The sequence below is a fragment of the Hyphomonas sp. genome (assembly GCF_016125515.1).
Classification (GTDB): Bacteria; Pseudomonadota; Alphaproteobacteria; order Caulobacterales; family Hyphomonadaceae; genus Hyphomonas.
Window position 1 is genome coordinate 107,738 of sequence record NZ_WGLO01000009.1, and the last position, 22,146, is coordinate 129,883.

28 protein-coding genes are annotated in these 22,146 nt (G+C 65.7%); 11 read left to right on the forward strand and 17 right to left on the reverse strand.

The features are described 5' to 3' along the window. Positions 1-41: 41 nt before the first annotated feature. The 3 genes from gloB to GC148_RS08635 all read left to right on the forward strand — a co-directional run bounded on the left by gloB (position 42) and on the right by GC148_RS08635 (position 1,781). Complete coding sequence (gloB, locus tag GC148_RS08625; RefSeq protein WP_291070269.1) at positions 42-812, forward strand: hydroxyacylglutathione hydrolase; 771 nt, start codon at positions 42-44, stop codon at positions 810-812. After that, positions 812-1,255, forward strand: a complete 444-nt coding sequence (locus GC148_RS08630) for a cupin domain-containing protein (protein ID WP_291070270.1) — start codon at positions 812-814, stop codon at positions 1,253-1,255. Before gloB ends, GC148_RS08630 begins: the two co-directional genes overlap by 1 nt. Positions 1,256-1,325: 70 nt before the next feature. Beyond that, the gene (locus GC148_RS08635; RefSeq protein WP_291070271.1) at positions 1,326-1,781 is read left to right on the forward strand and encodes a hypothetical protein; all 456 of its coding nucleotides are present in this window, start codon (positions 1,326-1,328) and stop codon (positions 1,779-1,781) included. A gap of 7 nt (positions 1,782-1,788) precedes the next feature. Here the strand turns inward: GC148_RS08635 and phbB are convergent, their stop codons facing one another. Then, positions 1,789-2,514, reverse strand: coding sequence for an acetoacetyl-CoA reductase (gene phbB / locus GC148_RS08640; protein ID WP_291070272.1), 726 nt, complete (start codon positions 2,512-2,514; stop codon positions 1,789-1,791). A 147-nt stretch (positions 2,515-2,661) separates the two neighbouring features. On the opposite strand from phbB, the gene phaR reads away from it, so the two are divergent. Beyond that, complete coding sequence (gene phaR, locus GC148_RS08645; protein WP_291070273.1) at positions 2,662-3,240, forward strand: polyhydroxyalkanoate synthesis repressor PhaR; 579 nt, start codon at positions 2,662-2,664, stop codon at positions 3,238-3,240. Positions 3,241-3,312: 72 nt separating this feature from the next. Here the strand turns inward: phaR and GC148_RS08650 are convergent, their stop codons facing one another. Beyond that, positions 3,313-3,894, reverse strand: coding sequence for a hypothetical protein (locus GC148_RS08650; RefSeq protein ID WP_291070274.1), 582 nt, complete (start codon positions 3,892-3,894; stop codon positions 3,313-3,315). An 85-nt stretch (positions 3,895-3,979) separates the two neighbouring features. Further along, complete coding sequence (locus GC148_RS08655) at positions 3,980-4,354, reverse strand: DUF983 domain-containing protein (protein WP_291070275.1); 375 nt, start codon at positions 4,352-4,354, stop codon at positions 3,980-3,982. Positions 4,355-4,471: 117 nt separating this feature from the next. Between GC148_RS08655 and GC148_RS08660 the strand changes: the two genes are divergently transcribed. Next, positions 4,472-5,407 (forward strand): prephenate/arogenate dehydrogenase family protein, encoded by a 936-nt coding sequence (locus tag GC148_RS08660; RefSeq protein ID WP_291070276.1) that lies wholly within the window; start codon positions 4,472-4,474, stop codon positions 5,405-5,407. On the opposite strand, the gene GC148_RS08665 is transcribed toward GC148_RS08660, so the two are convergent. Both GC148_RS08665 and GC148_RS08670 read right to left on the reverse strand, forming a co-directional pair. Beyond that, positions 5,404-5,976, reverse strand: a complete 573-nt coding sequence (locus GC148_RS08665) for an ActR/PrrA/RegA family redox response regulator transcription factor (RefSeq protein WP_291070277.1) — start codon at positions 5,974-5,976, stop codon at positions 5,404-5,406. The genes GC148_RS08660 and GC148_RS08665 overlap by 4 nt on opposite strands. A gap of 58 nt (positions 5,977-6,034) precedes the next feature. Beyond that, on the reverse strand, positions 6,035-7,402 hold the full coding sequence (locus GC148_RS08670; protein WP_291070278.1) for an ActS/PrrB/RegB family redox-sensitive histidine kinase: 1,368 nt from the start codon (positions 7,400-7,402) through the stop codon (positions 6,035-6,037). A gap of 61 nt (positions 7,403-7,463) precedes the next feature. Between GC148_RS08670 and GC148_RS08675 the strand changes: the two genes are divergently transcribed. Then, positions 7,464-8,081: an SCO family protein gene (locus GC148_RS08675; RefSeq protein ID WP_291070279.1), complete on the forward strand. Its 618-nt coding sequence runs from the start codon at positions 7,464-7,466 to the stop codon at positions 8,079-8,081. A gap of 246 nt (positions 8,082-8,327) precedes the next feature. Here GC148_RS08675 and GC148_RS08680 read toward each other — a convergent pair whose 3' ends face one another. Further along, entirely contained in the window at positions 8,328-9,059 is a 732-nt protein-coding gene (locus GC148_RS08680; protein ID WP_291070280.1) for a glycosyltransferase family 2 protein, read from the reverse strand. Positions 9,060-9,262: 203 nt separating this feature from the next. Between GC148_RS08680 and GC148_RS08685 the strand changes: the two genes are divergently transcribed. Together GC148_RS08685 and GC148_RS08690 are read left to right on the forward strand one after the other, a co-directional pair. Next, positions 9,263-9,817, forward strand: coding sequence for a hypothetical protein (locus GC148_RS08685; RefSeq protein ID WP_291070281.1), 555 nt, complete (start codon positions 9,263-9,265; stop codon positions 9,815-9,817). A 54-nt stretch (positions 9,818-9,871) separates the two neighbouring features. Continuing rightward, on the forward strand, positions 9,872-11,896 hold the full coding sequence (locus GC148_RS08690) for a glycosyltransferase family 39 protein (protein ID WP_291070282.1): 2,025 nt from the start codon (positions 9,872-9,874) through the stop codon (positions 11,894-11,896). Positions 11,897-11,901: 5 nt separating this feature from the next. Here GC148_RS08690 and GC148_RS08695 read toward each other — a convergent pair whose 3' ends face one another. From GC148_RS08695 to ftsE, 5 genes are all read right to left on the reverse strand, one after another. Next, on the reverse strand, positions 11,902-12,465 hold the full coding sequence (locus GC148_RS08695; protein ID WP_291070283.1) for an HNH endonuclease: 564 nt from the start codon (positions 12,463-12,465) through the stop codon (positions 11,902-11,904). A gap of 150 nt (positions 12,466-12,615) precedes the next feature. After that, the gene (locus tag GC148_RS08700) at positions 12,616-13,254 is read right to left on the reverse strand and encodes a DNA-3-methyladenine glycosylase 2 family protein (RefSeq protein WP_291070284.1); all 639 of its coding nucleotides are present in this window, start codon (positions 13,252-13,254) and stop codon (positions 12,616-12,618) included. Continuing rightward, positions 13,251-13,994 carry a lysophospholipid acyltransferase family protein gene (locus GC148_RS08705; RefSeq protein ID WP_291070285.1) on the reverse strand — a complete coding sequence of 248 codons (744 nt, stop codon included), beginning with the start codon at positions 13,992-13,994 and terminating at the stop codon, positions 13,251-13,253. Before GC148_RS08705 ends, GC148_RS08700 begins: the two co-directional genes overlap by 4 nt. A gap of 38 nt (positions 13,995-14,032) precedes the next feature. Continuing rightward, positions 14,033-14,905: a cell division protein FtsX gene (locus tag GC148_RS08710; protein ID WP_291070286.1), complete on the reverse strand. Its 873-nt coding sequence runs from the start codon at positions 14,903-14,905 to the stop codon at positions 14,033-14,035. After that, positions 14,902-15,654 (reverse strand): cell division ATP-binding protein FtsE, encoded by a 753-nt coding sequence (gene ftsE, locus GC148_RS08715; protein ID WP_291070287.1) that lies wholly within the window; start codon positions 15,652-15,654, stop codon positions 14,902-14,904. Before ftsE ends, GC148_RS08710 begins: the two co-directional genes overlap by 4 nt. Before the next feature lie 45 nt (positions 15,655-15,699). Between ftsE and GC148_RS08720 the strand changes: the two genes are divergently transcribed. Beyond that, positions 15,700-16,410 carry an MJ0042-type zinc finger domain-containing protein gene (locus GC148_RS08720; protein WP_291070288.1) on the forward strand — a complete coding sequence of 237 codons (711 nt, stop codon included), beginning with the start codon at positions 15,700-15,702 and terminating at the stop codon, positions 16,408-16,410. Between the two features lie 13 nt (positions 16,411-16,423). Continuing rightward, positions 16,424-16,945, forward strand: coding sequence for a phosphoribosyltransferase family protein (locus GC148_RS08725; protein ID WP_291070289.1), 522 nt, complete (start codon positions 16,424-16,426; stop codon positions 16,943-16,945). A gap of 12 nt (positions 16,946-16,957) precedes the next feature. On the opposite strand, the gene GC148_RS08730 is transcribed toward GC148_RS08725, so the two are convergent. The 6 genes from GC148_RS08730 to GC148_RS08755 all read right to left on the reverse strand — a co-directional run bounded on the left by GC148_RS08730 (position 16,958) and on the right by GC148_RS08755 (position 21,036). Beyond that, complete coding sequence (locus GC148_RS08730) at positions 16,958-18,055, reverse strand: SMP-30/gluconolactonase/LRE family protein (protein ID WP_291070290.1); 1,098 nt, start codon at positions 18,053-18,055, stop codon at positions 16,958-16,960. Positions 18,056-18,155: 100 nt separating this feature from the next. Beyond that, positions 18,156-18,548 (reverse strand): MAPEG family protein, encoded by a 393-nt coding sequence (locus GC148_RS08735; protein WP_291070291.1) that lies wholly within the window; start codon positions 18,546-18,548, stop codon positions 18,156-18,158. 134 nt (positions 18,549-18,682) lie between these two features. Next, on the reverse strand, positions 18,683-18,979 hold the full coding sequence (locus GC148_RS08740) for a DUF1344 domain-containing protein (protein WP_291070292.1): 297 nt from the start codon (positions 18,977-18,979) through the stop codon (positions 18,683-18,685). Positions 18,980-19,172: 193 nt separating this feature from the next. Further along, positions 19,173-19,646: a VOC family protein gene (locus tag GC148_RS08745; RefSeq protein ID WP_291070293.1), complete on the reverse strand. Its 474-nt coding sequence runs from the start codon at positions 19,644-19,646 to the stop codon at positions 19,173-19,175. Next, positions 19,643-20,101, reverse strand: a complete 459-nt coding sequence (locus GC148_RS08750) for a hypothetical protein (RefSeq protein ID WP_291070294.1) — start codon at positions 20,099-20,101, stop codon at positions 19,643-19,645. Before GC148_RS08750 ends, GC148_RS08745 begins: the two co-directional genes overlap by 4 nt. Positions 20,102-20,151: 50 nt before the next feature. Beyond that, positions 20,152-21,036: a methylated-DNA--[protein]-cysteine S-methyltransferase gene (locus GC148_RS08755; RefSeq protein WP_291070295.1), complete on the reverse strand. Its 885-nt coding sequence runs from the start codon at positions 21,034-21,036 to the stop codon at positions 20,152-20,154. 139 nt (positions 21,037-21,175) lie between these two features. Between GC148_RS08755 and GC148_RS08760 the strand changes: the two genes are divergently transcribed. Next, positions 21,176-22,123: a glutathione S-transferase gene (locus GC148_RS08760; RefSeq protein ID WP_291070296.1), complete on the forward strand. Its 948-nt coding sequence runs from the start codon at positions 21,176-21,178 to the stop codon at positions 22,121-22,123. The last annotated feature ends 23 nt before the right edge of the window (positions 22,124-22,146 follow it).

Genomic DNA, 22,146 nt, shown 5'->3' on the forward strand with positions numbered 1-22,146 from the left:
GCTAAAGTCGGTTCCCGGACCGCAACACGGAAGACAGGTACATGGACATCCACCTCGACATACACCAGTTTCCCTGCCTGAACGACAATTACGGATATCTCGTTCACGAGCCGGCATCCGGGCAGACGGTGGCCGTCGATACGCCGGATGCCGAGCGCTATCTGGGCGAGGCCGCCGGGCGCGGCTGGACGATCAACGAGATCTGGAACACGCACTGGCATCCCGATCATGCCGGCGGAAACCTCCGCATCAAGGAAGCGACGGGTTGCCGCATCGTCGGTCCCGCGGGCGAAGCGGCGAAGATTCCGGGTCTCGATCTTGCCGTGAAACAGGGCGACACGCTGGAGCTCGGGGGCGCGAAGGCCCATGTTCTGGATGTGCCCGGCCATACGCTGGGACATGTGGCATTCCACTTTCCCCACCAGCACGCGGCCTTTGTGGGCGACTCCGTCTTCGCGCTCGGCTGTGGCCGCGTGTTCGAAGGCACGATGGAAATGATGTGGAACAGCCTGAATCGTATCAAGGCGCTGCCGAAGGAGACGCGTCTCTATTGCGCGCATGAATACACCGCATCGAACGCGAAGTTCGCCGTCAGCATCGAGCCGGAGAACAAGGCGCTGAAGGAATATGTCGCGTGGATCGAGAAGCGCCGCGCCGAAGACCTGCCGACCGTACCGGCGCTGCTGGAGCGGGAACTGGCGACCAATCCCTTCTTGCGCGCGGACCTGCAGATCATGCAGATCGCGATGGGCCACCCGGGCGACGCCGTAGCGACCTTCGGGGAAATCCGTGGGCGGAAGGACAAGTTCTGATGCCGGTGGCCCTGTCCGGCGATCTCGGCGTGAACGAGATCATCCGCCTCCTGAACATGAGGCCGCACCCGGAAGGTGGGCATTATGCTGAAACCTACCGGTCCGGCGGTCGCGGGCGCGGCGCGATGACCGCGATCTATTACCTGTTGCAGGCCGATGAAGTGTCCGCCTGGCACAAGGTGGACGCTGACGAGGCCTGGTTCTGGCATGCCGGCGGGCCGCTTGCGCTGACCCTCTCGCCGCCGGACGGGAAGGGCGCCGCATCGATGACGCTCGGCCCGGACCTGCGCGCCGGCCAGCGTCCGCAAGGCATCATCCCGGCCGATCATTGGCAGACGGCCGAGACACTCGGCCACTGGACTCTGGTCTCCTGCACGGTCGCGCCGGGGTTTGAATTTTCAGGCTTCAAACTCGCGCCGCCGGGATGGCGGCCGGAGGTCTGATGCGCCGGATTAGCCGGATATTGAGAACTGGGCCGCAAGGTGGCGCGCGCGAAGATGGATCAACCAGACGATGTTTGCCAGACGTCCCAGATATGATGACACGTTCGGTGTGCGCATGGATCTCGGCGCTGACCGGATCGATCCGATGTCGCTGCGGCCCAGCGGATCTTCGGGACAGTTGCGGGTCAAGCCGCCGGTGATCGTGGAACAGCCGCGCTCCCTGCTCGACCTGTTCACCGGACGCAGCAAGGATCCGTTCAGCGAGCTGCGCGAACGCCCGCGCCTCCAGACGCCGGAACGCCGCGCGCCCGAGACCGGCCCGGCCACGCTGACGCCAGCGCGCGACGGACAAAGCGAGCGATCCGCGCTGGAAGGCGGCCTCCGCATGGTGTGGAACCGGTTGTCGGTCAGCCAGCGGATCGGGATCTTCTTTGTCGGAGGTTGGTTCCTGCTCGCCTCAGGCCTGTTTGTCCCCGCGATTGTGATCGCAGTGATCTATTTCAGCCTGAGGCACCGCAAGGCGTAACGCCGGATCAGCCGGCAATGTATTGCGCGCCGTTGACTGTCATCGTGGCGCCGTTGATGAAGGCGGCGTCATCGGAAGCGAGATAGGCGCACATCGAGGCGATTTCTTCGGCCTTGCCGAGGCGGCCGACCGGGATCGTGGCGATGATGCCGTCCAGCACTTCCGGTTTCACGGCCTGCAGCATCTCGGTGTCGATATAGCCCGGCGCGACGACGTTCGAAGTGATGCCCTTCTTGGCGCCTTCATAGGCCAGCGCCTTGGTGAAGCCGATCAGGCCGGCCTTGGCGGCGGAATAGTTCGCCTGCGTGAACTGGCCCTTCTGGCCGTTGATCGAGGAGATGTTGATGATGCGGCCGAAATTGCGGTCGCGCATGCCGTCCCAGACCTGGCGGGTCACGTTGAAGGCGGAGGTGAGGTCCACATTGATCACTTCCTGCCACTGGGCGAGGCTCATCTTGTGGAACGGCGCGTCGCGCGTGATGCCGGCATTGTTGACGAGGATGTCGACCGGGCCGACTTCGGCTTCGATGGCTTTCAGGCCCGCGCCGACCGCGTCATAGTCGGCCACGTCGAATTTGAAGACCTTGATGTCGGTGGCTTTGGAGAATTCTGCGGCGGCCGCGTCATTGCCGCCATAGTTGGCTGCAACGTTGTAACCCTTGGCCTTCAGGGCCTCGCTGATTGCCTTGCCGATACCCCGTGTACCACCCGTAACCAGTGCTGTGCGCGCCATTCGTGAATTCCTCCCTGGATTTTGTTAAGTCAGACCCTGCGTGCAACTTCGATACCGCATTGGTCAAGCCGATCTTTTGTGCGACTATTTCGCACTAGCACAATAATTGCTTGGCTGGCGAAGACCGGTCAACGGCGAGGCGAGGATATGGTTAAGGCAAATGGGTCGGATGGTCCGATCATCATCAAGAAGTATGCGAACCGGCGTCTCTACGACACGTCGACGTCATCCTATGTGACGCTCGATCATCTGTCCGACCTGGTACGCGAAGGCCGGGACTTTGAAGTCCGCGACGCCAAGACGGGCGACGACCTGACCCGTCAGGTGCTCACCCAGATCATTTTCGAGCAGGAAACCAAGGGGCAGGGCGCCCTGCCGCTGAACTTCCTGCGCCAGCTGATCGGCTTCTATGGCGGCGGCGCGCAGACCTTCCTGCCAGCCTTCCTCGAGATGTCGATGAACAGTTTTTCGGACGCCCAGAAGGAATGGCGCAAGGCCGCCAACCCGATGAACCTGTTCGAGGCTCAGGCGAAGCGCAACATGGCAATGTTCGAGCAGGCCATGAAGATGTTCATGCCCACCGTGTTCCAGGCGAGCCGGACCGAGCGCCAGTCGCAGACGCCGTCCAACCCGTTCTTCGAGTATCAGGCCGAAGCGCTGGCGGCGATGCAGGAGCAGATGGAAGCGATCCAGAAACAGCTGAGCGACCTGACCCGCAAGGACTGACACCGGGAATTCTGCGCAACAAAAAAGGCCGGAAGCACGCGCTTCCGGCCTTTTTGCGTTCCGGGGCTGTGATCAGACGTCGCCGCCGACTCCGAAGTCGCGCCGTGCGGACACGATGGTGACGATCACGCCGGCCAGCACGTCCAGCAGCGTCATCGACATCAGGATGAAGAAGGTGGAGGTCGCAAAGTTCGGCATCAGCAGGAACTGCACGAGGCAGATGATGAAGAGCAGCAGCGAAATGCCGTGATTGATGATCGTGGCGGTGCCGGTGCTGGTCGACTTCAGGATTTCAAGGAACAGGAAGGTCACGGCGAGCAAGACGATGGCGTCGCCCCTGGTGAGTACCCATTCGACGCCAGAAATCATCGGCAGGCTGAAAGCGGTTTCGGCAAGCATCGCCGCAAGCGGGGCAACCTGCGACGTGACCAGCTGGCCTGCCGCATTGGTGGTTTCCACCGGCCCGCCCGATGTCAGGGCGAGGAGGTTGTAGAGTACCACCGGAATGACCAGCAGCGGAAAGATCCCGAAAATTAAGCGCATGGATGACCCCTGTTTCTGTTTGCCGCCGTCACTGTCACGCTCGGCGCGCTTGCGTTCCATCTTGGACACGGCGGCGGCAGTGAGCGCAATCTTTGTATCGCGATTATCCACGTCCACCCTCTGGAGTGACCGACAACAGACCCGTGTTTACCGTATCACTGTGCAGGACGCGAGCGGATTTGCAGCAGGCGCCGGATCAGCGCTCCGGGCGCTCGAATTCTGCCTCACCCGACTTGTGGTGCAACTGGAGATTTAGAAGAATCGCCTTTGCCACCGGCAGCAGCCAGATCGACAGGCCTGTGATCACCAGCGCCAGCAACAGGATCGCCCCGGCTTTCAGGAGGCCCGGCAGGGGGCTCATGGGAATCAGGAACAGGAAGGGCGCCGTGATGATCAGCACGCCGAAGCCGACGAAGAAGGCGGGACCGTCCGCCGTGTCGGCCGCGCGCATGTCGCGTTCGCAATTCGGGCAGCTCTCGTTAAGCTTCAGATAGGCCGAAAACAGGCGGCCCTGGCCGCAGGCGCCGCAGCGCAGGCGCAGTCCATTGAGGATCGGAGCAGGCTTGGTCATCGCCGCTAGATAGGGGGCGCCCGCTCGCCGCGCCACGCGGCAAAGCCCCGCGCCCCTTGACGTGCGCCGGACCATTGCCCACCAGAGCAGCCGCCTGCGATCTGGAGACCTGCCCGCATGACCGAACCTGCCTTTTCACGCATTGCCATCGTCGGGGTGGGCCTGATCGGGTCGTCCATCGCCCGGGGCGCGCGCGAATATGGCGCGGCCGGCGAGATCGCCCTGTATGACGCCGACCCCGATGTGCGCACCCGCGCGGGCGCGCTGGGGCTCGGCGAGATTGCCCCGACGCTGGAGGCGGCTGTGGCCGGCGCCGATTGCGTGATCCTGTGCGTGCCGGTCGGCGCGCTGGGCGGGGCCGCCGCTGGCGCCGTGCCGGCCATGAAGGACGGCGCGATCCTGACCGATGTCGGCTCTGTCAAGGGCGAGGCGGCCAGGGCCCTCCAGGCCGCCGCCGATGGGCGGATCCATGTCATTCCCGGCCACCCGATTGCGGGCACGGAACAATCCGGCCCCGAAGCTGGCTTTCCCACCCTGTTCCGCGGCGCCTGGCACATCCTGACGCCGGTCGAGGGCAACGTGGCCGGCGCGGACGAAGCGCTGGCCCGGCTGACGGCTTTCTGGCGCGCGCTGGGCGCCAAGGTCGAGTCCATGGACGCCGCGCGCCATGACCGCGTTCTGGCCATCACCTCTCACCTGCCGCACCTCATCGCCTTCAACATCGTCGCCACCGCCTTCGACATGGAAACGGTGGAGCAGGGCGAAGTGGTGAAATATTCCGCAGGCGGATTTCGCGATTTCACGCGCATCGCGGCCTCTGATCCGGTGATGTGGCGCGACGTCTTCCTCAACAACCGCGACGCGGTGCTGGAATGTCTCGGCCGCTTCTCGGAGGATCTGGCGGCCCTGCAGCGCGCCATCCGCTGGGGCGACGGCGATACGCTGATGCGCGAATTCACGCGCGCCCGAACGATCCGCAAGGCCATTATCGATGCGGGCCAGGATTCGGCGTCGGTGAACTTCGGGCGGAACGCGCCGAAGGATGAAGCCTAGCGCGGTGCGCGCTTCGCCAGGATGCGCTGCAGCGTGCGGCGGTGCATGTTGAGGCGGCGGGCCGTCTCGGAAACATTGTGGTTGCACAGCTCATAGACGCGCTGAATGTGTTCCCAGCGCACGCGGTCGGCCGACATCGGGTTTTCCGGCGGGGCCGGGCGCTCGTCCTGGGTGGCGGTCAGCGCGCGGATGATGTCTTCCACATCGGCGGGCTTCGACAGGTAATCCACCGCGCCGGCCTTCACGGCGGCTACGGCGGTGGCGATGGCGCCATACCCGGTGAGAATGACCGCGCGGGCATCCGGACGCGCCTTCTGCAGCACTTCGACGACTTCCAGGCCGCTGCCATCTTCCAGGCGCAGGTCCAGCACCGCGAAGGCGGGCGGGTTCAGCCGGGCAATGTCCTTGCCTTCGGAGACCGTGGAGACCGCCGACACGATGAAACCGCGCTGTGCCAGTGCGCGCGCCAGGCGCTGCACGAAGGGCCCGTCATCGTCCATCACGAGACAGGATTTGTCCTCGAGCGTTTCGAGGCTCGGATGTACATTGGAGGGGGCGGGGCGATCCATACGGGGCTGTCCTAATATGTATTCGTAGCAAAACGCAAATATAGGGCCAAAACGGCGTCTAGTCCAAATCGCGGGGCAGCAGCGCGCTCAGCGGCCAGACCGCCTGAACAATGGCCCCTGTGGCGGGCGGTGTGCGGTTTCGGGACGCAACACGCCCCCCGGTTCGCTCGATCAGTGTCTTGGCGATGAAAAAGCCGAGGCCCATGTCGCCGCCGCCGAGGCGGGCTTCGGACCGGTCGGAGATATAGGGCTCGCCGAGTTTCGGGATCACTTCGGGCGAAAAGCCCGGGCCGTCATCGAGAATGGTGATGATCACCTGGTCGGCCGTCCAGCTGGCGGTTGCCTCGACGCGGGTGGCCGCAAAGCTGACCGCATTCTCGATGAAGGCGCCGAGCGCATGCAGGATTTCCGGGCTGCGTTCGATCACCGGTGTGCGGGCCTCGCCGCCTTCGCCGGCACTGGCGCGCACGATCACCGCCACGCCAAGGCCCTTCATCGGCGCCGCCGCCTCCTCGACCAGCGCGTCGAGCGGCATGCGGGCGTGCACGATATCGGTCGCATCGCGCGCTTCGCGGATGGCGGAGAGGATGGAGCGGCAGCGGTCGGCCTGTTCGGCGATCAGGCGGATATCCTCGGCACGCGGATCATCCGCCGCCAGGTCGCGGACCATTTCCTTGGCCACAAGGTGGATCGTGGCGAGCGGTGTGCCAAGCTCGTGCGCCGTCATCGCCGACATGGCCCCCAGCGCCGACAGTTTCTGCTCGCGTGCCATCACCACGCTGGCCGCGTCCAGCGCGCGCACCAGGCGGGCTTCGTCCTGGCTCACCCGGCCGGCGGAGACGGTGAAGAACACCGTGCCGACCGCGAGCGCCGCGAACTGGCCCCACTGGAACAGGATCGGCAGGTGCGTGCCGGTCTGTTCCAGCCAGGGCAGGGGCAGGCTGGCAAAGGGCATCGTCGCGGCCAGCACCAGGGCCAGCACGGCAATGAAGCTTGCGCGCACGAGGCTGAGGCTCAGCGCAGCCACCGTGACCGGGGCCAGCAGCAGCAGGAGGAACGGGTTCGACAGGCCGCCGGTCACCGCAATCAGCGAGGCGAGCTGGATCGTATCGAAGCTCAGCTGCAGCCCGGCCTCCCAGCTGCGCGTCAGGCGCTGGGAGGGGAAGGCGAAGGAGAGGAAAACGTTGAGCCAGGCCGAGGCGGCAATAATGGCCAGGCACAGGGCCAGCGGCAGGTGGAAGCCGAGACCGAAAAACACCAGCAGCACGGCCGTGGTCTGTCCGGCAACCGCCAGCCAGCGCAGCGTAATGAAGGTACGAAGGCGTGTCCGGCCGAGGGCAGACTGGGCCGATCCCAGCCCTTCCGGGGCCAAGGTGAAAATGGCGTCCTCGAAACCCGCCCTCGAATCGCGCCCCGCGTCTTCCATCCCGCGCTTATGCGGCAGGCTGTCGCTTGCGCCAAGCAATGGTTTCGGGGCTTATGCGGGTATGCGTCTGACCCTTCTTGCCACCCTTCTCGCCGCCAGCCTGGCCGCCTGCGGCCCCGGCGCGGCCACCGATGCGCCTGGCGCCCGTTCCGGCGGCACACAGTCCGGCTGCCTGTCGCGCGCCTATCCGGAAATTGGCGGACCGGTCTCGCTGACCTCCAGCCTCGGCACGCGCGTCACGGAAGCAGACTTCAAGGGCCGCCCGACGCTGATCTATTTCGGCTTCACCTATTGCCCGGATGTCTGCCCGCTGACGCTGACCACCGTAGCCGCCGCCTTTCGCAAGCTGCCCGAAGGCATGACCCCGCCGCAGACCCTGCTGATCAGCGTGGACCCCGAGCGCGACACGCCCGAAGCGCTCGCCACCTATGTGTCGAACAAGGCCTTCCCGCCGAACCTCCTCGGCCTCACCGGCACGCCGGAAGAGGTGCGCGCGGCCGCCGATGCGTTCAAGGCCGACTATGCCCGCGTCGAACAGCCCGACAGCATGTCCGAATACACGATGGACCATACAAGCCTGCTCTACCTGATGGACGATAACTGGCAGCTGAAAACCTTCTTCACCCACGAAGACACCCCAGACACCATCGCGGCGTGCCTTCAGGAAGTGATGCAGTAGGCGCAGCGCCCGTCACGGTTCAACGCCAAATTTCGTTGCACAAGTTCCGCCTTGCGCAACAGACCCGGCCGTCTTTCCCATCCTTTCCGTCTGTCGTCCCGGCGAAACACGAAAGCAGGGACCCAGAATCCCAGTGAGCGCAAACACATCTCGCTCCCGGCTTCCGCCGGGATGACAAGGAACAAGTATGAAATTTAAAACGACCCTGCCTCGCGCCGCCGCCGCGAGGACGCCGGGCATGGGCGGCTAGTATTCGTCCGCGCCGCCCGGATTCCTCCGCCGGCGGATGAGCCACATGACGCCCCGCAGGTCAGACAGCGCATCCCGCAAGCGGCCGAAATTGGTGTAGTTCGATTTGCCTTCGCCGCGCGGGCGATGGTTCACGTTCCGGAACTCGACGAGGTGTCCGTCAGCCTTCATCAGCGCCGGCATGTAGCGGTGGGTATGATCAAAATAGGGCAGGAGCAGCACCGCCGCGCGGTCCATCACCTTGATGCCGCAGCCGCTGTCGTCGCAATCGTCGCGCAGCATCCGTTGGCGGATATTGTTGGCAAAGCGGCTGCCGAATTTCTTCCAGGCCGAATCCTTGCGGCTGGCGCGCCGCCCCATCACCATCTTCAGGCCGTGCGGTGCATCGGCGCGGGTCAGCTGGCGGTAGAGGTCGGGCAGGTCGGCCGGGTCATTCTGGCCGTCGCCGTCGAGGGTGCCGACCACCGGCGCGCGGGCGGCGAGGATGCCGGTACGGATCGCGCGGCTCTGGCCGGCATTCTGGCGGTGGCCGAGCACGCGCAGCATCGGGTATTGCGCCTTCAGTGCCATCAGCCGCGCCCGGGTGTCGTCGGTGGAGGCGTCATCGACGAACACCATCTCGAAGGCGCGGCCGTCGAGCGCTGCGGCGATTTCGCCCACCAGGGTGGCGACATTGCCGGCCTCGTTATGCACGGGCACCACGACGGAAAATTCAAGAGATTCAGACACGCGGGAGCCGCCCTTCCTGATGGATTTCCTGCTCTAAAGCATAAATCCGGTGATTAGAACCAAGAGAATGTACCCGGCCGCAGCGGCGTTCCCGGCAGGCCCTGCGGCACTACGGCGCTGCCGCGACGGATTGCGGCCGGACCCGCGTTCAGGGTCGTGTGGCCGCAGCCTCTGCAAGGCCAGACTTTCAAGAAGGACCCCCGATGAACCCCCTCAAGCTCCGGCGCCTGCTGATCAGCGTCCACCTCTATCTTGCGGCCTTCATGGCCCCGGCCTTCCTGGTCGTCGCCATTTCGGGCGGCCTCTACCTCGTCGGCATCGAGGGCAAGACAACCGATACGCCGATCGACCTTCCGGCCGGCACCACGCTGGACCTCAAGGGTCCCGATGCCGCCGATCAGGTGCGCGGCCTGCTGGAGGCCCAGGGCGTCGATGTGTCGTTCGAATACCTGCGCGGCCGCGGCAACTCGGGCACGACCCGGCCGACCACGCGCGATTATGTCTCGTTCGAGCAGGGCCCGGAGGGGCTGACGGCAAGCCTGCGCAAGCCGGATTTCCCCTATGCCCTGATGGAACTGCACAAGGGCCACGGACCGCGCATCTACCGGACCTACCAGATCCTTGTGGCAATCGGCTTGTTCATCGTCGTGGTCGGCGGGCTCATTGTCGGCCTGCTGGCGAACACCTATCGCCGGCCGACGATTATCGCGACCGTTGCGGGCACGGTCTTGGTCACGCTGCTGGGCTTCATCCTTTAGGCACCGGTGAATCGACCCGCGACAAGTGGCCGGGCCGCCGCTAAAAGGCGTGCCATGACCGTTCTCGATCGCATCTCGACTGGCTGGAAAGCCTGGGCCCTCCTGTTCCTGATCACCTTCGGCGCGGCCGCGCCGGGGGTGTTCCTGCTGCCGGCGCTCGACCGGGACGAGAGCCGCTTCGCGCAGGCCTCGAAGGAAATGCTGGAGGAGAACAATTACATCCTGATCCAGTACCAGGACGAGCTGCGCAACAAGAAGCCGGCCGGCATCCACTGGCTGCAGGCGGCCTCGACGGCGCTGTTGACCGGGCCGGAAGCCAAGCAGATCTGGACCTACCGGGTGCCGAGCTGGCTCGGCGCGGCCTTTGCGACGCTCGCCTGTTTCTGGGCCGGCATTCCGCTGATCGGGCGGCGGGCCGCCTTCCTCGGCGCGGCGCTGTTTGGCTCGACCCTGCTGCTGACCTCCGAGGCACACATATCCAAGACGGATGGTGTGCTGGTTTTCCTGACGACGCTGGGGATCGGCGCGCTCGGGCGGCTTTATCTGGGTACGGACAAACCCGGCCGGATGGCCTTCCTGGTCTGGCTGACGGTCAGCGCTTCCTTCCTGATCAAGGGGCCGGTAACGATGATGGTCGTCGCCTATGCCGGTCTCGGCGTCTGGGCCTGGGGACTCGCCGCTGAAGGCAAGGGCCGCGATTGGTGGCGTCCGCTGGCGGCGTGGCAGGGCCCCGTGCTCTTCGTGGCGATGGTGCTGCCCTGGTTCCTGTGGATACAGGCGGCAACCAATGGCCAGTATATCGAGGGCGCAGTCGGCAAGGACCTCAAAGACAAGTTCACCGGCGCCTCCGAAGGCCATGGCGGCTGGCCTTTCTATCACCTGACCCATATGCCGGCCTGGTTCTTCCCGGCTACCCTGCTGCTGGTGGCCGGAATTGTGACAGCGCTGAAACGTGTAGCGGGGCAGGGCGGGATCATGACGCCCGCCGTGCGCCGGTACGGCCTCGCGGCGGCGGCGCTGTTCGCCCTGCTTCTGGCGCTCAACTACGGTCTCGGTCTGGTGCCGCCCTTTGCAGCGGGCAGCGTAGCCGAAACCCTCCGCACACTGAAGCCATTGCCCGCGTTGCCGTTCCTGTTGATCGGGCTCATCTGGTGGCTGTCGCGCGAAGTTCCGGCCGCGCCTGAGCCGTCCGATGAGGTGAAGGGCCTGCGCCTGATCCTCGCCTGGGGACTTTTGACCTATGCCTTTTTCGAGTTGATGCCGACCCTGCTCAGCCACTATATCCTGCCGGCCTATCCGGCCTTCGGCTTGCTGTGCGGTTACGCGGCCGTGCGCCTGATCGACGGCGTGAAGATGCCGGTGTCGAACGTGACCGGCTACGTCCTGTTCGCCATCGGGGCTATCGCGTTGCTCGCCGTGTCCTGGCCGGGCGCGACGACGGCCTACATGGCCGATCAGGCGGGCGAGTTCCGCACCGTCTCCTCGGGTGAGGTCCTCGCGGCTTGGACACCGTACAGGGATTATCCGGTCTGGCTGTGGTGGGGCGGGTTTGCGCTCGCCGGGCTGGCGCTGATCGAGGCGGCGCGGCGGCATGTGGCCGTCGGCATCGCGTTTGGCATCGCCGCCAGCATCGCGCTTGGCTGGCATATCCGCATTTTCATGCTGCCCTCGCAGCTCTGGGTGCAGCCGACCGAAACGGCGCGCCTGGCACTCGAAGATGTGTGCGGCGTGCCGGGCGAGGGCGACCTCTGCAATGTTCCGGCCCCGGAGCGTGTGCTGACGCTCGGCTATGCCGAGCCGTCCTATGTGCTGACGCTGGGCACGCAGAACCTCCACCCGCCGCAGACACCGCTGGACCTGCCCACGGAGGCGTCGGCCTATCCTGTGGTCTACCTCCTGAACTTCGAGGACCGGAAGGCGAGCGAGCCGATCACGGAGACGGCCAAGCGGCTGCGCGCGGAAGCCGGTCGGCTAGGCGCCTGCCTCACCGAAGGTGACTCGCACTACGCAATCAATTATTCAAACGGCGATCCGGTGCACTTTCGCGCCTGGCGGTTCGACTGGGGAAAGTGTCCGTAGACGGACTACCCCTCCAGTTCGACATCCCAGTAGAGATAATCCATCCATGTTTCATGGAGGTGGTTGGGCGGGAATTTCCGGCCGATTTCCTGCAGCTGGTAATTGTTCGGCCGGTAGGGGCGGCGCTGGAGGTCCATGCGGCTTTCCTTCAGCAAGCGGCTGCCTTTGGCGAGGTTGCAGGGGCTACAGGCGGCGACGATGTTTTCCCAGGTCGTGCGTCCGCCGCGCGAACGGGGGACCACGTGGTCGAAGGTCAGGTTCTCGTGCGCGCCGCAATAGGCACAGGCAAAGCCGTCGCGCAGGAACACGTTGAAACGGGTGAAGGCGGGCGGGCGGTCCTGGCGCACGAAATCGCGCAGCGCGATGACCGAAGGCAGGCGCATCTCGAAGCTCGGACTGCGCACCACATGATCATACTCGGCGATGATATCAACACGGTCGAGGAAGACGGCTTTCACCACTTCCTGCCAGGGCCACAGCGAGAGGGGGTAATAGGACAGCGGCCTGAAATCCGCGTTCAGGACGAGGGCCGGACGGCCGTTCGGCGGGGTAGCAACGATTTCAGCCATGCGGGGCTCCCCCATGGTTTGAAGTGCTTGTATCGTCGATAATCCTACAGAAGACGGACGCTCCTTTTCGGCTTGAAACGCTGTCTAGGCGATTCTTGTCATGAGATTATGACACCCGGACCCGAACGCAAGGGGCGGCGTTCATCCCGCTCAGGGCGCCGCGCCGCTTGCCCGGTCAATGTGCAGCCAGCCCCAGAGCAGGTGGGCTGCGACGCCGCGCCAGGGCCGCCAGAGTTCGGCATGGGCCGTAAAAGCCTTTGAATCCATGCGGATTTCATGACGCCCGAGCCGTTTGTGGGCCTCCATAAGGCCGACATCGGCGGTCGGAAAGGCATCCATCGCGCCGGCCGCGTAAAGCAGGAACAATTCGGCGGTCCATGGGCCGATGCCTTTCACCGACAGCAGTTCCTTGCGGGCTTCGTCCAGCGGCGCGGTGCAGACGCGCGCCAGGTTCAGCTGGCCGGACACCATCGCTTCGGCAATCGAGGTGAGATGGGCCACCTTGGGCCGGGACATGCCGCAGGCCCGGACCGCTTCGGGATCGGCCTCCAGCAGGGTTTCGGCGGTGACCTCGCCGAGCAAGGCCTCCACACGGCCCCAGATCGCCGCGGCGGCGGAGAGGGAAATCTGCTGGTGCGAGATCATCCGGCCAAGCAGCGCATAGCTCGGCGCATTGGCGCGCCAGACCGGAATGCCGACCACGTCATAGGCGCGGGCGAGGGCGGGATCCGTCGTAGCGAGATGGTCGCAGGCGGCCTTCAGCTTGCGCTGGGACGGCGCGGGGTTCAATGCGATCCGAGCGCGGCCTGAGCGGCGCGGCCTTCCTCGATCAGGCGGTTGGAAGTGCCCTCGATGTCTGCTTCCAGGCGTGCCATCAGGGTCTTGCGATCCAAGCCGCCCTGAATGGCAGGCAGGATCTCGTAGACGATCAGGCCCGGCTTGAACTGCGTGCCTTTGGCGGGCCAGCAAAGGCCGGCATTGGTGGCCACCGGAATGATCGGCACACCGAGCGCCTTGTTCATCGCTGAGATGCCGGCGGCCTGGTATTCGGGCGGATCGTCCGGCTTGCGGCGGGTGCCTTCCGGGAAGATCACGATCGTGCGTTTCTGGGCCGCGCGTTTCTTCGCGGCATCGACGATGCCTTTCAACGTCTTCGATGTGCCTGCCCGGTCGATGGCGATCATGCCGGTGCTCATGGCGTACCAGCCGAGGAAGGGCGTCCAGCGCAGCTCCTTCTTGAGGATGTGGCAGGGCTCACGCGTGACGATGAAGGGGATGAACACATCGAGCATGCAGTGATGCTTGCCGGCATAGATGGCCGGACCCGGAACGATATGCTCGCGGCCGCGGATCTCGGTGCGGATGCTGCAGATCCAGCGCAGGCCGAACCGGATGATCTGGCCATAGATACCGATGGCCTTCAGCGTCACGACGTGCGGAAACAGGATCGTCGGCAGGTACAGCACGCCGCAGATCGCCATCCAGCCGTAGAGCCAGAGCAGGAAGAGGTAGGACCGGATCGTTTGCATGACGTCTCCGCCTCTAGCGGCTTGTCAGCGCCGCGTCACTACATGACGGTCCTGAGCGCACGCATCACGGTGATGCCGGCGGCAATCCGGGCAGCGAGACCTGCAATGACCGGAGTGACGACCAGCACGGCGAGGTCCGGGAAGTCGAGGCTCAGCTGCGGCAGGAGGCCGGTGCGTTCCGCGCCTGACCGGCCGAGCGCAATCAGCACGGCCACCGAGGCGAGCGCCACAAGGGCGCCCACGGTGCCGGCGCGCAGGCCGAGCAGCCAGAAGCGGCGCTCGAACAGGCCGGCGATGAACCGGTCGCGCGCGCCGGCAATATGCAGCACATCGACGATGTCGCGCCGCGCGAGCAGTGCCGCGTGGGTCGCGAAGGCGATCACGGCGATGGCGGTCGCCGACAGAAGGGCCACGATCGAGAGCGCCGCGATGCGCGAGACCGACAGCATATGGCGCACGTCGCCGGCCCATTCGCTGTGGGCATCGACGGCAGCGTCATAGCCGCCATCATGCAAGGCCTGGCTAAGACGGGGGCCGAGATCGTCTGTGCCCTTTTCGGCGGTCACCGCGATCAGGCGCGGCACAGGCAGGTCCGACGGCAGGCCGCTCTGGCCGAAATTCGGCTCCAGCAGCGCGTTGATTTCGGCGTCCGTGAAAGCGCGGGCGGTCTCGACACCCTCGACCTTGGCCAGCAGCTTGGCGGCCTCGGCGGAGGCGGTGGCGTCCGCGCCGTTGAGGGAGACGGTGAATTCGCCTTCGACTTCAGCCGTCCAGGCGCGGGCGGCGCCATAGGTGGACTTGGCCGACAGGGCGGCCAGCGCGGCGAGGAAGCAGAGCGCGCCGACCACGAAGAAGAGCGCGGCTTCGCGGGCATCCTCGAGCGGCAGGAGCGAGTTTTCGCGTGGCTTCATGGCATGGCCCTCATCGGATCGGTGCGGCGGCGCGCGGCGGGCGCAGCTTCGCCGCTTTCCTGCACCAGCAGCCCGTTGGCGAGCCGGTAGACCGGCGCGTCGATCTGACGGATCAGGCCAAGGTCGTGCGTCGCGATGATGACGGTGGTGCCGAGGCGTTTGTTGAGTTCGTAGAACAGACGCATTAGGCGGGCCGCCATGTCGGGATCGACGTTGCCGGTGGGCTCGTCGGCGATCAGCAGGCTCGGCTGGGTGACGACCGCGCGGGCGATGGCCACACGCTGCTGCTCGCCGCCGGACAAGGTTTCCGGTCGTTTGTGCAGGCGTTCGCCGAGGCCGACCCAGGTGAGCAATTCTTCGACATCTCGGCGGTACTGCGTTTCCTTGCGGCCCATCACCCGCAGCGGCAGGACCACGTTCTCATAGGCGGTGAGGTGGCCGAGCAGCCGGAATTCCTGGAAAACCACGCCCACACGGCGGCGCAGCGCCGACAATTGGTCCCGCGACAGGCGGCTGGTGGGGCGTCCGAACAGCGAAACCTCGCCCCGGGTGGGCGACTGCGCGAGATAGAGAAGCTTGAGGAGACTGGACTTGCCTGCGCCCGAGGCACCTGTGAGGAAGCTGAAGCTGCCGGGTTTCAGGACCAGATCAATACCGCTAAGGATTTCCTCGGACGAATCGTAACGAAGGGACACGCTGTCCAGTCTGACGGCGGCCTCTTCAAACATGTCCGGGCGAAGCTGGGTCATTGAGCGGGGTCCGGGGTCCAAGGTTGGTCGAGCGGGGCGAACAGAATGATCCTTACCTGTCCTTCGTGCAGCACCCATTATTTCGCCGATGACTCAACAATCGGTGAAAGTGGCCGCACTGTTAAATGCGCCGCCTGCGGGCATTCCTGGTTTGTGCAGCCGAAATCGCTGGCCGAAGACAAGCCGGCCGCCCCGGCGCACGAGGTCTACCGGGAGCGCTTGCGCGAGCAGCGGCGGGAGAAAAGCCGCGTCGCGGCGGTGCTTTCCTGGCTCATTACAGGCACAATTTTCGCCGGCGCGACGGTCGCTGCGTTCTTTTTCCGCAATGATGTGGTGAAGGTCTGGCCGCAATCGGCGGCCGCCTACAAGCTCGCCGGGCTGGATGTGAACCGGTTCGGGCTCGATTTCGCCGATATCGAGCGCGCGCGCACCTTCAACGACACGATCCCGATCGTCACGGTCACCGGCCGCGCCGTGAATGTGGCGCGCACGCGGGTCGAGACGCCCGGCGTGCGGGTGGACCTGCGCGATGAGGCGGGCAAGGTGGTGGCGACCGAGTACAGCTTCGTGACGCCCAGCGCGCTGGAGCCCGGCGCGTCCGGCCAGTTCGGCGTCGTGGTCGAGCCTGCACCGGTCGAGAGTTTTGAAATCGTCGTCAGTTTCGTGGAGCGCGCCGACGTTCCGGACGAGCCGCCAACGGAAGATGCGCTTCCGCCGCCGGATGACGAACAACCTGAAACCGAGGATCCGGTCTGACATGAATGCCCAAATGCCCAGAATCGACGTCGTGCTCTCCGAAGCCGATCTGATGGCCTGCGTGGATGCGCTGGCCGACCGACTGGCGCCGCGCCTGACGGGCGACTGGACGGCCGTGTCCATCCTGATCGGCGCGACGCCCTTTACGTCTGACCTGATGAAAGCGCTGTCGCGGCGCGGCGTCCATCCGATGCTCGATGTGCTCTGGCTGGAAAGCTATCATGACGAGCGCGAAAGCTCGGGCCGCGTGGTCGTGCGCGCGGATGTTTCGCGCAAGGTCGACGGGCGCGGCATCGTGCTGATCGACGACGTGTTCGATACAGGCCGGACGCTCGACTTTGCCAAGCAGCACCTGCTGGCCAAAGGCGCGCGCGAGGTTCTGACGGTCGCGCTGACGCAGAAACCCTGGGCGCCGCGCGGCGAGGCGGGCGTTGATTTCTGCGCCTTTGATGCGCCCGGACGATTCCTGGTCGGCTATGGCATGGACGATGCCGGACTGTATCGCGGCCTGCCCTATATCGGCGCGCTGGACTGAGCGCCGCCGCGCCTAGTCCTCGATCTTGAGCAGTGCGTCGCCGAGCCCGGACACATAGGCCGGTCCGCCGCCCGGCCTATGGATCACGCCCGTCACAAGACCCGGCATCGGCGACCACACATCCGGCCCCAACAACGCGGCGCGCGGTTCACCGGCCTCGCCGCGACGCTTGAACTCGGCAAGCGCTGCGGCGCCGGCTTCGGTCTGTGCCGAGAACGCCACGCGGGTCTCACCTGTGTCGGGATTGATCTCCAGCACCTGGTTCGCCATTGGCGACGCCACCCACAGCATACCGTCTTCAGCCTGCTCGACATTGTCCGGTGTCGTGACGGGTGCCAGCACGGCGCGGTCGGAGAGCGCGCCGGTCGCCAGGTTGACGGTGAAACTCAACACATGGCCGCCCACCGTCTCTGCAATGAACAGCTTGCCTCGGCTTTCGTCGATCGCGAAGCCGTTGGCGAACTGGAGTCCCGTCAGGATTTCTTCGGGTGCTCCAGGCAGCGCGCCGTCGGCAGCCGGGGCGATGCGCAGCAGCTTGCCGTCCGTCAGTGGCATGTCGAGCGCCGCGAACAGGCGGGTCTCCGATCCCGGCGGCGCATTCTCCGTAGACTGAGTGAACCAAAGCGCGCCGGTCGAATCGCGGTGCGCATAGTTGATGCCGAAGGGATGCTGGTAGATTTTCGTGGTCGTTTCGGTCTGCGTGTCGGTGCGCCAGAGCGCGCCGGTGAATACGTCGGCGACCAGTAGGTGGCGCCCGTCCGGTTCGAAGGTCGCGCCATTCGGGCCGGACGGATTATCCGGCGGCAGATGGGTGAAACCGGCAGCGGCAAAGTTGCCATAGGGGCGCGTGGTGCCGTCCGGACTGATCGCCGTCAGGCCGTTGACCTGGTCGACCACCACGACGGTTCCGTCCGCGAGCACGACGCCGGATTCGGGGCGCGTCAGGGAGCGGTCCGCCGGGAAGATTGCGCCGTCATCGAAGGTCCACGCCGCCTCAGCAGCTTCAGCGGGCGCTTCGGCGGCGGGCGGGGCGGCGGTGTCCTTCACGGCGGCGGGCGCGCAGGCTGCGAGCCCGAGCGCGGCGACAGTCCAGAAAATTGTCCTGTGCATCCTGATGTCTCCCCGGATGTGTCTGATGCCGCGGCTCATGCGCGGCTGGAGACGACGCTAACACTCAAGTGAAGATCGGAACAGAAGGTTCCGGGCCCGGTCAGGTCAGCGCGAACCAGATGCAGGCGCCGGCGGTGATCAGCATCACGATCAACGTCAGCAGGGTGCCGAACATGCGGCCGGGGCTGCCGCCCGAGGAGCCGCCGAGGCCGATGGCGTGGAGGATGCGGGCAACGAGGAAGGTTGCGCCCAGTCCGTGGATCAAGACGACGGGCGCGTTCATCAGGCCGAGCGCGAGCAGGCCGACCAGCACCACCGGCACGTCCTCGACCGCATTGCCCTGAACCCGGATGGCGCGTTGCAGCGCCTCGTTGTTGCCGTCCCCGAACCCGACCTTTTCGGACGTGCGCACACGGCCGACATTGCCTTTCAACAGGATCATCAGAAGGCCGAACAGGCCGGCATACAGGGTGGCAGCAGCAATCGCGGTCATGGGGTTTTCCTCCGGTTTTGCCGCGACATTAACGGGGTTCGCGAAGCCGTCACGCGGTTTCCGGGGCAAAAAAGCGCCCCGCAGCGAGGGGCATTGCGGGGCGAACGGAGGAGGGACAGGGGTAATTCCGGGGTTCAGTAGTCGGACAGCACCTCCTTGGCCAGGCGTAGCTGGCCGCTCCAGACCCAGTGGATGGCAACTTTTTCGCCGGTCTTCAGCTCGGACGTGCTGCCGGCGGGCAAGGCGAATGTGCGGCCGTCATCCAGCGTGAAGGTCAGGCTGGATCTGCCGATGCTCCGGATAACCCCGTGAGCCTTCGTGTCGCGCAGGCTGGATTGGGTTGCAGCCGGTGTCTGCGGCGCCGCCGCCGATGCAATCGGGGCAAGCGTCATCATTGCGGCCAGAGCCGCCGGGAGGATGTAGTTGCGCATGAGTCCTTCAAGCCTTCTTCTGCGCCGGGTCCGACCGGCGCATTGCGAAACCGTCAGGCTTGTCGAGTCGCGGAGACCTGCTTCGGGGTCCGACGGCACGTCCCGGTTTCGAGGTCATGTATGGCGCAGACGGGCGCCCGCGAAAACTTAAACAGTGATAATATAACTTAACATGTGCGGGCGGCCGCCGGGCTTACCAGACGCCGATGTTCGGGGCGCTTGCCCAAGGCTCCTGGGGGGCCAGGGCCTCGCCCTTCTGGAGGAGTTCGACCGAGATGCCGTCCGGCGAGCGCACGAAGGTCATGCGGCCATCGCGGGGCGGGCGGCTGATCGGGACGCCGAGATCGACAAAGCGCTGGGTGGCGGCATAGATGTCGTCGACGCGGTAGGCGAGGTGGCCGAAATTGCGCCCGCCGGCATAGTCCTTCTCGTCCCAGTTGTGGGTGAGCTCGACCATGGGGATGTCCATCTGGGTCGGGCTGACGCCTTTCGGGATGCCGCCCATGCGCGCGATGTCAGGCGGGCTGGCCAGAAAGACCAGCGTGAACCGCCCGCCTTCGTTATCGTAGCGACCGATTTCGGTGAGGCCGAGCCCGTCGCAGAAGAAGCGCAAGGCGGCGCCGAGATCGCCGACGCGTATCATCGTGTGCAGGAATTGTGTGCTCATGAATGGGCCTCGCGCAGGTTGCGGATCACTTGTTTCAGGTTGGGCGGCATCAGCGTGTAATACCGGTGCATGGCGAGGGCGAGCAGGGCGATGGCGATGCCCATCACGGTCAGGAAGAAGCTGAACGTGTGGATCAGGGTGCCCTGTTCGAAGACAGGCGAGCGGCCGGACAGGGTCCAGAGCGCATTCCAGACCGTGTTGAAGATAGTCGAGATGGGCGCCAGCGAGACCGTCATGAAGGCGGCGCAAGCGTAGATGTATGTGCTCGCGCGGGGGCCTTCGGCGCGCAGGTAGAGGTCGGTGAATTCGTCTTCCTTCACGGCCTCCGGCAGTTCGCCACTTTTCTTGCGGGCCTGCAGCAGCTCGGGCGCGAAGTCTTTCGCCTTCTTCCAGCGCAGGCCGAGCAGGACACCCCAGGCAACCACGGCAATGACGAGGGCGATGTAGACAGGCATGGCGGGCGGCTCTGGTTCCGGGTTCGGCGACGGCCGCCCGGGATCCCGGATCAGGCCGTGTGGGCGCGTTCGTAGACAAGCATGGCGCGTTTGCGTGCCACACCCCAGTGATAGTTATGCAGGCGGCCATCGGCTGCAAGGGCCCGGTGGCAGGGGATGAACCAGCTGACCGGGTTGGCGCCGACTGCTGCGCCGACGGCGCGTGCGGCTTTCGGGGCGTCGATGCGGGCCGCCAGGTGGCCATAGGTGCGGGTCTCGCCGGCCGGGATTTCGAGCAGCGCCCGCCAGACCTGACGGCGGAAGGGCGTGCCATAGAGGCAGACGGGGAGGGGCTCGCCGCTGTCGAACACGCGCGCGGCCATGCGCTCGGCTTCGGCATCGTCGCGCCGGATCGAGGCACCGGGATAGCGGGCGGCGAGATCGGCAAAGGCGGCGTCCTGCGCGCGGCCCTGATGCTCGAACCCGGTGCGGGCGGGCGCGCCGTCATCGATGAAGCCCAGCGCCACGAGGCCGCGCGGGCCGATCAGCCAGGCCCCGAGGCCAAATGGGGTGGGGGCGCGGCCGAGTGCAAGGTCTGCGCCCTTGCCGCCCGCCTTGGCTTCACCGGGCGTAAGGCCTTCATGGGCGATGAAAAGGTCGTGCAGGCGACCCGGGCCCGACAGGCCGGCTTCCAGCGCAGCATCGAGCACGCTGGCGCCGCTGCGCAGCAGGTCGCCCGCCGCACCATGCGCCAGTGCGCCCTGGTACTGTTTCGGGCTGATACCGGCCCAGCGGGTGAACTCGCGCTGGAAATGGTGCGGCGAGAGGCCGATGGCGGACGCGGCGGCGTCAAGATCGGGCCAGTCCGGCCAGGTATCGCCGAGCCAGGTGAGGGCTTTCGCCATCCGGTCATAGGCGCGGGCGCGTTCATCGAGGGGGGCAGGGGCGTCGAACATGGGACCAAAATGGCCCCGGGCGGACCGCTGCGCCACCCGTTTCTTGCGCTGCGGGGCGGCGGCGATTTTTGCTCTTTACGGCGCCGCGCGATCACGCGCAAAGTGCGGCGCTTGCACACGGGGAGGTTTGCGAAACCATATGGCCGACGCACGCAGCATCATTCTGCACGAATACCCGTCTTCGCCTTTTTCCGAGAAGGTCCGCCTGGCCTTGCGGCTGAAGAACCTCGCCTATGCGCGCGTCGAGATTCCGATGATCATGCCGCGGCCGGACCTGATGCCGCTGACGGGCGGGTATCGCCGCACGCCGGTGATGCAGATCGGCGCAGACGTGTATTGCGACACGGCGATCATCCTGCGCGAGATCGAGGCGCGCTATCCGCTCTACACGCTGAAACTGCCCGGGCATGAGGGCCTCGCGCAAATGGTGGCGGGCTGGGCCGATTCGCGTTGGTTCCAGTCGTCGGTCGCGGTGATTTTCGGCCATATGGGCGACAGCGTGCCGGAAGCCTTCATCAAGGACCGCGAGCAGCTCTCCGGCCGGCCGTTCAACATCGAGGCGATGAAAGCTGCTGCGCCGATGATGAAGGACCAGTGGCGCGCGCGCCTCATGCTGGTGGAGGAGCGCCTCGCCGGCGGCAAGGGCGCGGGCTCGGGCAATTTCCTGATCGGCGCGAAAGCCGGGCTCGTGGATGTCCACGCCTACATGAACGTCTGGTGGATGAAGCAGGCCGTGCCGGAATTCGCCGATGCCTGCCTCGAGAATGCGCCGCTGACGGCGGCCTGGTATCGCCGGTTGGCCGAAGTGGAAGGGCAGGAACCGGAGACGATCACGTCCGGCGAAGCGCTCGCCATCGCCAAGGATGCCGCGCCGCGCCTGGTGGCGGCGACGACGCGCAACGAGCCGCAGGAATTCTCGCCGGGTGAAACGGTGGCGGTGGCGCCGGACGATTATGGTCAGGTGTGGGTCGAGGGCGAACTGGTGCATGCCGATTCGCAGCGCATCATCCTGCGCCTGTTCACGCCCGAGGCCGAGACGATCCACGTACACTTCCCGCGGGCAGGTTTCCTGGTGCGGCGCGCCTGAAACGCTTGCCAAGCGGCAGTGCG